Source organism: Nesterenkonia sp. LB17 (assembly GCF_022565915.1).
Taxonomy (GTDB): domain Bacteria; phylum Actinomycetota; class Actinomycetes; order Actinomycetales; family Micrococcaceae; genus Nesterenkonia.
This window is the reverse complement of sequence record NZ_JAJOYX010000002.1, coordinates 260418-272992: the sequence shown is the minus strand read 5'-3', so window position 1 is coordinate 272992 and position 12575 is coordinate 260418. Positions and strand designations below refer to the sequence as shown.

Annotated in this window: 10 protein-coding genes; 6 read left to right on the top strand and 4 right to left on the bottom strand. The window is 66.1% G+C overall.

Going from position 1 to position 12575, the window contains the following annotated elements:
• Nucleotides 1-22: 22 nt before the first annotated feature.
• From LTH96_RS05055 to LTH96_RS05045, 3 genes are all read left to right on the top strand, one after another.
• Nucleotides 23-433, top strand: coding sequence for a hypothetical protein (locus LTH96_RS05055; protein ID WP_241464666.1), 411 nt, complete (start codon nucleotides 23-25; stop codon nucleotides 431-433).
• Between the two features lie 440 nt (nucleotides 434-873).
• Nucleotides 874-1905: an LLM class flavin-dependent oxidoreductase gene (locus tag LTH96_RS05050; RefSeq protein WP_241464665.1), complete on the top strand. Its 1032-nt coding sequence runs from the start codon at nucleotides 874-876 to the stop codon at nucleotides 1903-1905.
• Nucleotides 1906-1960: 55 nt separating this feature from the next.
• Nucleotides 1961-2641: a type 1 glutamine amidotransferase domain-containing protein gene (locus tag LTH96_RS05045; RefSeq protein WP_241464664.1), complete on the top strand. Its 681-nt coding sequence runs from the start codon at nucleotides 1961-1963 to the stop codon at nucleotides 2639-2641.
• A gap of 76 nt (nucleotides 2642-2717) precedes the next feature.
• On the opposite strand, the gene LTH96_RS05040 is transcribed toward LTH96_RS05045, so the two are convergent.
• On the bottom strand, nucleotides 2718-5834 hold the full coding sequence (locus LTH96_RS05040; protein ID WP_241464663.1) for a bifunctional [glutamine synthetase] adenylyltransferase/[glutamine synthetase]-adenylyl-L-tyrosine phosphorylase: 3117 nt from the start codon (nucleotides 5832-5834) through the stop codon (nucleotides 2718-2720).
• 2 nt (nucleotides 5835-5836) lie between these two features.
• A complete protein-coding gene (glnA, locus tag LTH96_RS05035; protein ID WP_241464662.1) occupies nucleotides 5837-7177 on the bottom strand; it encodes a type I glutamate--ammonia ligase in 1341 nt (446 codons plus the stop codon).
• A gap of 103 nt (nucleotides 7178-7280) precedes the next feature.
• Here glnA and panB point away from each other — a divergent pair, with 103 nt between their 5' ends.
• Nucleotides 7281-8099, top strand: a complete 819-nt coding sequence (gene panB / locus LTH96_RS05030) for a 3-methyl-2-oxobutanoate hydroxymethyltransferase (protein WP_241464661.1) — start codon at nucleotides 7281-7283, stop codon at nucleotides 8097-8099.
• 298 nt (nucleotides 8100-8397) lie between these two features.
• On the opposite strand, the gene LTH96_RS13215 is transcribed toward panB, so the two are convergent.
• Nucleotides 8398-9150: a LamB/YcsF family protein gene (locus LTH96_RS13215; protein WP_241469467.1), complete on the bottom strand. Its 753-nt coding sequence runs from the start codon at nucleotides 9148-9150 to the stop codon at nucleotides 8398-8400.
• A gap of 250 nt (nucleotides 9151-9400) precedes the next feature.
• Here LTH96_RS13215 and LTH96_RS05020 point away from each other — a divergent pair, with 250 nt between their 5' ends.
• Entirely contained in the window at nucleotides 9401-10885 is a 1485-nt protein-coding gene (locus LTH96_RS05020) for an amidase (RefSeq protein WP_241464659.1), read from the top strand.
• A 181-nt stretch (nucleotides 10886-11066) separates the two neighbouring features.
• Here the strand turns inward: LTH96_RS05020 and LTH96_RS05015 are convergent, their stop codons facing one another.
• Nucleotides 11067-11246 (bottom strand): SPOR domain-containing protein, encoded by a 180-nt coding sequence (locus LTH96_RS05015; protein WP_241464658.1) that lies wholly within the window; start codon nucleotides 11244-11246, stop codon nucleotides 11067-11069.
• A gap of 76 nt (nucleotides 11247-11322) precedes the next feature.
• Here LTH96_RS05015 and LTH96_RS05010 point away from each other — a divergent pair, with 76 nt between their 5' ends.
• Complete coding sequence (locus LTH96_RS05010) at nucleotides 11323-12567, top strand: MFS transporter (RefSeq protein ID WP_241464657.1); 1245 nt, start codon at nucleotides 11323-11325, stop codon at nucleotides 12565-12567.
• Nucleotides 12568-12575: the final 8 nt, after the last annotated feature.

Below are 12575 nucleotides of genomic sequence, written 5' to 3'. Positions count from 1 at the left end.
CTCTGCTCACTAAAATACATCCATGACACGGCTGGGACCCCTGGATGTGATCGACGTTTTCGTCTACACGGTGGTGCTGGGGCTCTTCGTCCAGTTCTTCCCGGCAGTGATCTCGGAGTCGTTTTCGATCACGCTGCTCACCGCAGTGCTGCTGAAACTCGTGCTCGAGCTGGTGACCTGGGCGAAGAAGTCACTGGTGGCCCGGCTACGGGCACGGCGCGGCGCTCGTCGAGCCCTCAACGTGGCGATGCTGATCCTGGTGCTGCCGGGCAGCAAGTTCCTGGTCCTGGAGCTGACTGCTCTGATCTTCCGCGGCGAGGTCCAGCTCGGCGGCTTCTTCCTGGTCACGGCGCTGATCGTCGTGCTGATGCTCGCCCGTGGGGGCACGCGGAGACTCTTCAGCCCCCGTGAGTCTGTGACCGAGCCGGGATGAAGGGTCAACACCCCTCGGCTGTGTGGAAGCTCCGAACGTCACTCGAGAACGCAGCTATACCGTCGGTCGCACAGTTCGACCAGATGAGGAATCCGTAGACCAGCGCCGTGAGAAGCAGAGAGCCTATCGCCAACGAGATGCGGAAAGACCTCGCAGGGTTCTCGCCCTCCGGAAGGGGCTGCTCGGCCTGCGCCACGGCGGGACTCCCCCTTCATGTCTCTGATGCCAGGCGGGAGCAATGGGCCTGGTCCTGCATTCCGCAGACGGAATCGTCACATCTGCCACGCTCGGTCCTGCTTGATCATTGGGACTCGAACATATCATCATCGTTCAGAGTGTCAACCAATTCTGGGCGCCTCTGCCCCCGTGGCCAGGTCCCGAACCTGTGCCGGTGCACACCTCGCGGAATGAGATCGCTCCCTCATGCTGTTGCACCAGGTATGCCCAACACCGCCTCGCGCCCGCTGTCCCTGCTTGACCTCGCGTTTGTGCGCCCACCAGAGACAGTCGCCGACGGCATCGCCCGCAGCGTCCGGCTGGCCAGGACCGCAGACAAGCTGGGCTATACACGCATCTGGTTCGCCGAGCACCACAACATGCCCAACATCGCCTCCAGCGCCACCGCCCTGCTGATCCAGCATGTGGCCGCCGCCACGGAGAACCTGCGGGTCGGCTCCGGAGGCATCATGCTTCCCAACCACGCACCGCTGATGATCGCCGAGCAGTTCGGCACCCTGGCGACTCTCTACCCAGATCGGATCGACCTGGGGTTGGGCCGCGCACCCGGCACCGACGGACCGACCATGCGCGCACTGCGCCGCGACGGCACCGAGGCCGACCGCTTCCAGGCCGACGTCATGGAGCTCAGCGGCTACCTCACCGGATACAGCCGCATCCCCGGAGTCAACGCCTACCCCGGCTTGGGCACCAATGTGCCGCTCTACATCCTGGGGTCCTCGCTCTTCGGCGCCCAACTGGCCGCGCAGCTTGGTCTCCCCTACGCGTTCGCCTCACACTTCGCGCCGCAGATGCTCAACCAGGCGGCTCACATCTACCGCGAACATTTCGACGCGACCAACTCCCTGCTGGGCCCGGACGCGCAGCCCCACTTCATCGCCGCGGCCAATGTCATCGCCCACGACGACGCCGCGGTCGCCCAGGAACAGAAGACCCTGGCGGAGAACGCCTGGATCAAGAACCACCTGGGCCGGAACCGGCAGATCACCGACGAGGATGTGGTGATGCTGCGCGACCACCCAGCGGGTCAGCAGGTGCTGAGCATGCTCTCCCGCGTCGCCGTCGGGACCCAGGCCGACGTCGTCTCCTGGCTCGACGCCTTCGCCGAGGAGGTCCAGGCCGATGAGCTGATGCTGGTGAACCTGGCCCCCGAGGAAGCGGTCCAGCACCGCACGCTGGAGCTGCTCGCGCCCAGCATGGCCGCCGCCCAGGAGTCCCCCGCCCGGGTCGCCTGAGCACTCGCCGCGCGGCATACCACGCCACAAGATCGTCTACATCAAGGAGATCCACATGAAGGTCCTGATCGTTCTCACCTCACACGACGAGCTCGGTGACACCGGCAAGAAGACCGGCTTCTGGCTCGAAGAGCTCGCGGCCCCGTACTACCGCTTCAAGGAGGCCGGCTACGAGATCACCCTGGCCTCACCCAAGGGCGGCCAGCCGCCGCTTGACCCGGCGAGCAACACGCCCGATTTCCAGACCGATGACACCCACCGGTTCGAGGCCGACGCCGACGCCACCGCCGCCCTCGCAGACACGGTGCGCCTGGACACGGTCTCAGCGGCTGACTACGACACCGTGTTCTACCCCGGCGGCCATGGCCCGCTGTGGGATCTCGCCGAGGATCCGGCGTCCATCCGCCTGATCGAGACCACGCTGCGTGCCGGCAAGCCTCTCGCGCTGGTCTGCCACGCGCCCGGAGTGCTGCGCCATGCCACCAACGAAGACGGAACTCCCCTGGTGAACGCCAAGCTGGTCACCGGGTTCACCAACACGGAGGAGGTCGGGGTCGACCTGGTCGATGTCGTGCCGTTCCTCGTCGAGGACGAATTGACCAAGCTCGGCGGCAGGTACTCCCAGGGTGAGGACTGGAGCTCCTACGTGGTCGAGGACGGCCTGCTGATCACCGGTCAGAACCCGCAGTCCTCCGCGGAGACCGCAGAGGCGCTGATCGCCAAGCTCGCAGCCTGAGCGAGGTGGCACCTGCCCCTTGCCGGGCGGGCGCCACGGGGCCTCCCCGCCAGTTCAGCGATGCTCGGCTCCCTCGCTACGCCTCGTCGTAGAACAATCGCTCGTAGACCTGTCGGCAGCGCCGGGTCGTGCGCAGGTAGTGATCCTCGAAGTCCGCGCTGCCGCCGGAGGGGAACCCGCACCAGCGGGCGACGGCGTCGAGATCCCGGCGCGCTGAAGGCAGCACGTCGGCAGTCTTGCCGCTCCAGACCGTGGTGGCGGAACGCACCCGGGTGCACAGCTTCCACGCCTGGGTGAGCTGTTCCGCGTCGATCGGGCTGATCAGCTCCTCATCGACCATCGCGTCGAGCGCGATCAGCGTGGAGCTGGTGCGCAGGCGCGGCAGCGCATGGGCGTGCTGGAGCTGCAAGAGCTGCACCAGCCACTCCACATCGCTGAGACCGCCGCGGCCGAGCTTCACGTGCCGGGACGGATCGGCCCCACGGGGCAGCCGTTCGGACTCCACCCGGGCCTTGATCCGGCGGATCTCACGGGTCTGCGAGGCACTCGGCGGGGCGCCATAGCGGACGGAGTCGGCGAGCTCCATGAACCCGTCCAGCAGGTCGTCGTCCCCGCCGATGGGCCGGGCGCGCAGCAGCGCCTGGCGCTCCCAGACATCCATCCAGCGCCGGTAGTACTCGGCGTAGGAGTCCAGCGACCGCGAGAGCGGACCCTGCTTGCCCTCGGGGCGAAGATCGGCGTCGAGCTTGAGCGGGAACTCGCCGCGGATCGCGGGCTTGAGCGGTTTGGAGAGCTGGGCGCTGATCCGCATCGCGAGCTTCTGCGCCTGCGCATCGGCGAGCTTCGGATCCCCGCCCTCGGCGACGTCGTGGACGAACATGGCGTCCATATCAGAGCCGTACCCGATCTCGCGTCCGCCCTGGCGTCCCATGGCGATCACCGCCAGATCGGCGTGCCGACCTTCGGTCTCCCAGACCTCGGACTCTGCCACGCGCATCGCGCCCAGGGTTGCGGCGCGGTCCACATCGGAGAGTGCGTTGCCGACCTCGGAGATCTCCAGCAGCCCGACGGCGTCGCCGATCGCCACCCGGAGGGTCTCGCGCTGGCGCACCAGGCGGGTCAGCCGCATGGCGGTCTCGAGGTCGCCCTTGTGCCGGGTGATCTTGTTGCTGATCTCCTTCCACAGCGCCTCGTAGCTCAGTGGGGTCAGCGCCGCATTGTCTCCGAGCCATTTGGTGGACTCCGGGGAGTGTTCGAGCATGTCGGAGATGAACCGGGAGCCGGAGAGCACCAGGCACAGACGTTCCGCGGCCACCGAGGAGTCCCGCAGCATGGTCAGATACCAGGGGCTCTGACCCAATGACTCGCTGAGCCGGCGGAAGGCCAGCAGCCCGCCGTCGGGGTCCACCCCTTCGCCGAACCAGCCCAGCATCATCGGCAGGATCCGCCGCTGCAGCTTCGCCCGACGCGACAACCCCGAGGTCAGCGCGGAGATGTGCCGCATCGCGCCGGCCGGGTCGTGATAGCCCAGCGCCGCGAGACGGTCCTGGGCGGCCTTGGCGGTGAGTCGGACCTCCTCGTCGGAGAGCACCGCAGTGGTGGAGAGCAGCGGGCGGTAGAAGATCCGCTCGTGGAAGCTGGCGACCTCCTTGGCGATCTCGCGCCACTGGGTCAGCACCTCTTCTCCGGCAGGACGACGACGCCGGTTCGGCGGGTGGACCGCGTGGGCCAGCGCACGGATCTCATCGGCCTTCACCGGCATCAGATGGGTCCGTCGCATGTTGCTCATCTGGATCCGGTGCTCATAGAGGCGCAGCATCCGGTAGCAGCGGGACATCGCGTCCCGGTCTGCGCGGGCCACGTACTCCCCGGCCTCGAGCATCTCGATGGCGGTCAGCGAGTCCCGCACCCGGAGGGACTCATCGACCCGTCCGTGGACCAGCTGCAGCAGCTGGACGGTGAACTCGACGTCGCGCAGCCCGCCGCGGCCGAGCTTGATCTCTCGGTCCACCTCGTCGGCGGGGATGTTGTCGAAGACCCGCCGGCGCATCCGCTGGACGTTCTCCACGAAGTTCTCCTGGGCTGAGGAGGTCCACACCTGGGGCCAGATGGCCTCGATGTAGTCATTGCCCAGGCTGCGGCTGCCGGCGATGGGCCGGGCCTTGAGCAGCGCCTGGAACTCCCAGCCGTGGGCCCAGCGCTTGTAGTACTCCAGGTGGGATTCCAGGGTGCGGGAGAGGTCGCCTTCGCGGCCCTCGGGGCGCAGGTTCGCATCCACCTCCCAGAGTCCGGGCTCGGGACCTGTGCCGTTGATGACCTTGGAGATGCCAGATGCCATGGCCACCGCGGTGTTGCGGGCAGCCGCGGAGTCGATGTCTTCGGAGGCGCGGTGGACGAAGATCACGTCCACATCGGAGATGTAGTTCAGCTCGCGGGCGCCGCATTTGCCCATGCCGATCACCGCGAGCTCCACGATCTCCGCGGTGCGCCCGTTGCGGTCGGTGAGTTCGGCCCGGCTGACTGCCAGGGCTGCGTCGATGGCCGCGCCGGCCAGATCGGAGAGCTGCCGGGAGGCCAGCGGCTGATACGCGGCGGGATCAGCGGCACTGAGGTCACGCAGCGCCAGGGAGGTCAGTTCGCGCCGGTAGGCTCGGCGCAGCGCGACGCCGGCCGCTTTTGCGTTGAACTCGGAGTCCAGCGCCGCGGTGGGCAGCTCCGCTGTCGGGTCGGCATGGACGGCCTGGATCAGCCGGGTGCGCAGCACCTCGGGCTCGGTGACCTCCGGAAGGGCGATGGCCGCGGCGTCGTCGGGGGCGTGGTTGTGCTGGTGCTCATCACGGTCCGCCTCCAGGGTGTCGGCGATGCTGAACAGCAGGTCGCAGTTCTCTGGGCGGCGGACGAGGAACTCGCCCAGCGCCTGGGAGGCGCCGAGCAGCCGGATCAGCGGGACCGCGCGCAGATAGACGCCGTCGGTGACCACTTCGAAGAGGTCACAGACGTCGCCGGCGCGCTCCACCAGCCGGATGAGCAGCAGCAGCGCCTGATCCGGGTTGGGTGCATAGTGCAGGGTCTTGAGCAGCACGGCCGGCTCCAACCCGGCGAGGTGCTCGTCGGCCAGGAACCCGGAGGCGCGCTCCAGCTCCTGGAACCCGGCAGCGATGAGCTCCCGGCGGGTCAGCGCAGTGTCGGCCACGATCAGATCAGGCCGAGGTACCGTTTGATCTCGAAGGGCGAGACGTTCACCCGGTACTCGTCCCACTCCTGCTGCTTGTTCCGCAGGAAGTTCTCCAGCACCTGCTCGCCGAGGATCTCGGCCATCAGCTCGGAGTCTTCCATCTGGCGCAGCGCCTCGTGCAGGGTGCCCGGCAGCGGCTTGATGCCCAGGGCCTTGCGCTCGGAGGTGGTCAGCGACCACACGTCCTCACCCACCGGCTCCATCAGCTCGTAGCCTTCGCGGATGCCCTTGAGTCCGGCGCCGAGCACGGCGGCGTAGGCCAGGTAGGGGTTGGCGCCGGAGTCGATCCCGCGGAACTCCACTCGTGCGGAGCCGCCCTTGGTGGGCTTGTACAGCGGCACCCGGACCAGGGCGGAGCGGTTGTTGTGTCCCCAGGAGACGTGCGAGGGGGCTTCTCCCCCGCCCCAGAGGCGCTTGTAGGAGTTCACGAACTGGTTGGTCACCGCGGTGAACTCCGGCGCGTGGCGCAGGATCCCGGCGATGAACTGCCGCGCGGTGGTGGAGAGGTTGTACTCGGTGTTCGGGGCGAAGAAGGCGTTGGTGTCGCCCTCGAAGAGCCCGAAGTGGGTATGCATGCCGGAGCCGGGGTGCTCGGAGAAGGGCTTGGGCATGAAGCTTGCGTACTTGCCCTGCATGATCGCCACTTCTTTGATCACGGTGCGGAAGGTCATGATGTTGTCTGCGGTTGTCAGCGCGTCGGCGTAGCGCAGGTCGATCTCATTCTGACCCGGGCCGGCCTCGTGGTGGCTGAACTCCACCGAGATGCCCACAGCTTCGAGCATGTTGACGGTGTGGCGGCGGAAGTCCTGGCTGACGCTGCCGGTGACGTGGTCGAAGTAACCGGCACGGTCCACCGGGATCGGCTCGCCGTCGGAGTTGAGGTTCTGGGACTCGAGCACGTAGAACTCGACCTCGGGGTGGGTGTAGCAGGTGAAGCCCATCTCCCCGGCGACGTCGAGCTGGCGGCGGAGCACGTTGCGCGGATCCCCGGCGGCGGGTTCCTGATCGGGCGTGAGGATGTCGCAGAACATCCGCGACGTCGGCTCTTCCTCACCGCGCCAGGGCAGGATCTGGAAGGAGGAGGGGTCCGGGCGCAGCAGCATGTCGGATTCGAAGACCCGGGAGAGTCCTTCGATCGAGGAGCCGTCGAAGCCCAGCCCTTCGTTGAAGACTCCCTCGACCTCGGCCGGAGCCAGCGCCACGGACTTCAGCGAGCCCACCACATCGGTGAACCAGAGGCGCACGAAGCGGACGTCGCGCTCCTCGATGGTGCGCAGTACGAATTCCTGCTGTCGATCCATACGTTGAAGCCTCCTGAAATGCAGTGGGTGTCGCCGGAACCACTCTACCCAACTCCTCCTGCTCCTAAGCCTGGGCCTGCGCGGAATTGGGTAGCCTGATCACATGTCCGAGCCGATCAACCCTAAACGGGTCCGCACCGTGCACCTTCAGCAGTTCAAGGATGCCGGCCAGAAATTCTCCATGTTGACCGCCTATGACGCGCAGATCGCGTCGATCTTCGACGAGGCCGGGATCGAGCTGCTCCTGGTGGGCGACTCCGCCTCCAACGTGATGATGGGCCACTCGTCAACGCTGCCGATCACCGTCGAAGAGATGCTGGTCTTCACCAAGTCAGTGGTCAACGGCGCCAACCGCGCGCTGGTGGTCGCCGATGTTCCCTTCGGCAGCTATGAGAGCTCCCCGGCGCAGGCGGTGACCACGGGAGTCCGGTTCATGAAGGAAGCCGGCGCCCAGGCTCTGAAAGTAGAGGGCGGCGCGGCGATGGCCGGTCATGTCCGCGCGATGGTCGCCGCGGGGATCCCGGTGATCGCCCATATCGGCTTCACTCCGCAGTCCGAGCATGCCCTCGGCGGGTACCGGGTGCAGGGTCGCGGGGAGACCGCGCAGGCACTGATCGATGACGCACTGGCGCTGGAGGCCGCCGGAGCGTTCTGTGTGCTCATGGAGATGGTGCCCGCCGAGCTGGCCACCCAGGTGGATCGAGCGCTGCGCGTGCCCACCATCGGCATCGGTGCCGGCAACGGCACCACCGGTCAGGTGCTGGTCTGGCAGGACATGCTAGGCCTGGGCTCGGGTCGGGTGCCGCGCTTCGTGAAGCAGTACGCGAACCTGCGCGAGGTGGTGACCGAGGCGGCTGCGGCGTACCGCAAGGACGTCAGCGCCGGAAGCTTCCCGGCGCCGGAGCACAGCTTCGAGGATTAGGGCCACCCGCTCGTGCGCAGAGGCGAATTCCTCCGAATTGAAGAACTCCCATCAGATGGCATTTATCGAATCATGATGAAGATTATCCAAGATCGATTAAAAAGACGTATCTGAATGGCTTTACCGTTGAGTTCGCCTCGTGTAGTTCTAACAGGTCTAGACGAATCTCTATCGGAAGATCATCAATCAGTTCGCCGCATAGAGAGTCAGGGCCTGACGAGGCTCGGCACACAGCTGCCCGATACGGTGACCTCCTTGCTGCGGCATCACGGCAGGGGCATATGAGAACGGGCCAGCTTCACGGACTTGGGGGACGCACAGCGATCCCCAGAGCAGCGACTGTCCTGGTCACAGCGTGGGCGTTTGCCTCGGCTCCTGGTCGATCCGAGTGGAGGCAGACAGTGTCTGCCTGAATGGGTATCACTGAGCCATCTGCGGTACGAACATGCCCGCCGAGGATTGCTTGGACCTGCTCGGCGCACCATTCAGGATCCCTGCGACGATTCTCCGGGTCTATGACTATCCGCCCATCATCGGCGTACTCCAAGTCCGCGAAAGCCTCTGCCGCGACCCGGTGGCCCCGTCTGCGCTGTCGATCGGCCGCGTGGCCAGCCGGGAGAAATTGGATCAACGTGGAATCCATCTCGCCAATCGCATCAGCGACGGCGTCCGACACATTGTCATCCCTCATCAGTAACCCATAGAGACTTCCGTGGGCCTTGACGTGGGCCAGGGCTACTCCCTGCTGATCAGCGAAAGCTCGCAGTGCACCCGTCTGGTAAAGGACCGCCTGCGCGGCATCGTCTGGCGAGAACGCCATTTCGCGACGGCCGAACCCGATCAGGTCCGGGAAGCCAGGGTGGGATCCGAGCGCCAAGCCGTGGTGCTTCGCCAGTCGAACAGAAGCTGCCATAGTCCCTGCGTCGCCAGCATGCCAGCCGCAGGCGACATTCAGAGAAGAGACCAGCGGGGCCAGGGCCTCGTCCGCTCCCAGCCGCCATCGTCCAAGACTTTCTCCACCGTCTACGTTGAGATCTATAGTTCCGGTCATCACAGCCTCCTTTCCAGAGCTCCTTGGGAGCCTACCCGCGAGCTCCACCTGCCCGCTCCCCACGGAACTCCTGATCCTAGACTCGTGGCGTGCACCGGACAGCCATCGGCACTCCTCTGCGAAGAAACAACCGCGTCCTGGGTAGGCTGTTGGGTGGTGTGCTAGACCTCACATGGGGCAGAGAGTCTCATCCTCGCCTGCACCTCGACGACGCACTCGCGACACTTCCCACTTCTAAGGAGCCCGATCGATGTCCACGGAAGATTCTTTCTCGCTGCACGAAATCTCAATTCCTCAACTGCTCGATGCTTACTCCTCAGGGGACATCAAGGTCCAAGATGTCGTACGGCACTACTTAGACCAGATAGAAGCGATTGACCGTTCTGGACCAAGCCTGAACTCGATCATCACCACCAATGATTTCGCCCTCACTCGGGCCGAAGAGCTCGACGAACACCTGAGAAGCACGAACACCCTTGCAGGTCCGCTGCACGGAGTTGTCATTGTGGTGAAGGACAACATCGATACTGCGGAGATGGATACGACGTGTGGAAGCGAGGCCCTCTTGGGCTTCCGTCCCGAGAAAGACGCTGTCGCTGTTGCCAGGTTGAGAGAGGCTGGGGCTGTCATCCTCTCGAAATCCACCCTTCCAGACTTCGCAACCTCCTGGTGGTCCTACTCTTCGGTCAGCGGCGAGACCAAGAATCCATACGCCCTGGATCACGATCCTGGCGGTTCCAGTGCTGGATCTGCGGCAGCGGTCGCGGCCAACCTGGCTGTCGCCGGACTCGGAACCGACTGTGGCGGATCAGTCCGAATCCCGGCCTCCTTCTGCAATCTCGTTGGCATACGTTCCACTCCAGGGGTCGTACCACGCACCGGCACCGGATTCCTCGTCGCTTTCCAAGACACCGTCGGGCCGCTTGCACGGTCGGTTCAAGACGCGGTCGCGATCTTCGACGCTATGGCGGGCTATGACAACGGCGACCCCTTCTCCGTCTCCGCGACAGTCGGGAATCCGCCGACCTCCTACCTGGAGTCGGTGAACGGTGGCATGCAGAATGCGCGGGTGGGACTGGTCACCAACGCTCTGGGTGACGAATCTGATCCGCGCGGAGCAGCCATGAATCTGCTCATGCGGAAAGCGGTCGAGGATCTGGAGGACGCTGGGGCCGAGGTCGTCGACGTCCAGATTCCCAATCTCATGGACTATCTGATCGACACCAGTCAGTACGTCGCGTGTTCGCGCCACGACGTCGACGTCTATCTGCGGGAGCGTGAGCCACTCAACCACCTGCGGATCGCGGACATCGTCGCTGAGGGCAGGTACCACAAGCAGCTTGACTTGCTCGAAGCACTTGTCGAAGGCCCTGAACAGCCCGAAGACGACCCAGACTACTCCCGCCGGTTCGTCGTGCGGGAGGAGTTCACGCGGGTGATTCTGGACGTGATGGCACAGAATTCACTGGATGCACTCACCTACCCGGTAACTCGAGTTCCTGCGCCCTCAAACACAGAACGCGATGAGTGGACCGTGCTGAGCTTCCCGACGAACACACTGATCGCCTCCCAGGCGCTTCTGCCGTCGGTGACAGTGCCAGCAGGATTCACCGAGGACGGCATCCCCGCGGGCATCGAGCTCGTAACCCGCCCGTATGATGAGGCGTCCGGCTTCCGGATCGCTGCCGCGTTCGAGGCGCAGAGCAAGCAGCGGCGCGCGCCTAAGTTCACCTGAGCCGCCGACCCAGGACCGAACCATCGACGTCAGAACATGCGCCCCGGGGTCTCTTGGAGGCACCACAGACAGCTGCAGTCTCCGGGGCGCATGGTGACGACTCAGATCGACCGGAGATGCTGCCCGCCGAGCTGGCCACCCAGGTGGATCGAGGGCCGGCGTCGGCGGTCAGTTCTGACGGTCAGCGCTTCTCGTGCTTCTCGGTCTCTTCATCCCAAGCCTCGTTGTTCTCCTGCACGCGTTTGAGCGCCTCGGAGGCGGCTTCGCGAGTGGGATAGGGGCCCAGCAGCTGACTCCAGGAGGACTGCGCGCCCTCCTCGACCTGGCCGGTGCGGACGTTGAACCAGTATTCGGTGCTCATGGCCCCAGAATACGCCCCGGCCTCGGCTGACACATCCTGAAGTTCAGCGCGGCGGCAGCGTGTCAGACTTCTGCCCATGCACGAGAGCACCCCGCCGACGGCGACCTCCGGATCAGCACGACGACGGCGCGCCCCCTCCCTGCGGCGCAGCCGGGCCGCGACCATGGCCGCCTTCGCCACCAATGGGGCCCTCCCTGCCTCGCTGTTGGCCCGCTACGCCGAGGTCAAGGACGCACTGGAGCTGAGCCCGGCGATCTTTGGACTCGTGGTGGTGGGCTTCGGGCTGGGCGGCGCACTGGCGCTGCACATGCCCGGGGTGATCAACCGGTGGCTCGGAGTCGCGCGCACCGCGAGCTTCGGCACCCTCTTGATGGGCGGTGGACTGACCCTCGCCGCGGCCGGGGTGGCGCTGGGCAACCCCTGGGTGGTGGTGGCGGGCCTGCTGATCACGGGCTTCGGCGATGCCGCGGTGGATGTGTCGCAGAACTCCCAGGGGCTGCGTGTCCAGACGGCGTATCGACGGTCGCTGTTGAACTCGATGCACGCGGGCTGGAGCATCGGCGCTGCTCTCGGCGGCGCCGTCGGGATCCTGGCCGCGGTGCTCGGCGTGCCGCTGGCCACCCATATGGCGGTGTGGGCGCTGATCTGTGTGGCCGCGATGACCCTCTCAGCACGCGCGTTCATGCCCGAACCTGACGCGGAACCGGAGGACGCCGAGCCCCCGGTCAGGCCCTCCGGGTGGTCCACAGTCAAGATCCTGCTGCCGCTTGCGCTGATCGCGCTGGCCGGGATCTCGGTCGAAGACGTGGGCAACAACTGGTCCGCCGTGCTGCTCTCGACCGAACGCGGCATGGACGCGGCCTCGGCCGGCGTCGGACTCACCGTGCTGCTTGCCGCCCAGTTCATCGGGCGGATGATCGGTGACCGGGTGATCGACCGGCTCGGGGAACGGACCTCGCTGATCCTGAGCCTCTCGGCGGTGATCATCGGTCTGCTCGGCGCCGCCTGGGCACCGGGAGTCGCGCTGACCCTCGTCGGCTTGGCAGTGGCCGGTCTGGGCTGCGCGGTGACCGTGCCGCTGGCCTTCGCCCGGGCGGACCGGGTGCCGGGACTGCCCGCGCACAGCGGGGTGACCTGGATCAGCTGGGCGATGCGCGCGGTGATGCTCAGCCTCTCCCCGGCCATCGGAGTGATGACCCAGGGGTCCTCGCTGCCGGTTGCGATCAGCGTGATCGTGGGCATCGCGGCGCTGGCGCTGGCGCTGCAGCTGCGGCCGCGACCCCAGCTGCAGCCCGAGCCCCGGGCAGCAGCAGACCGATAGGATGAACC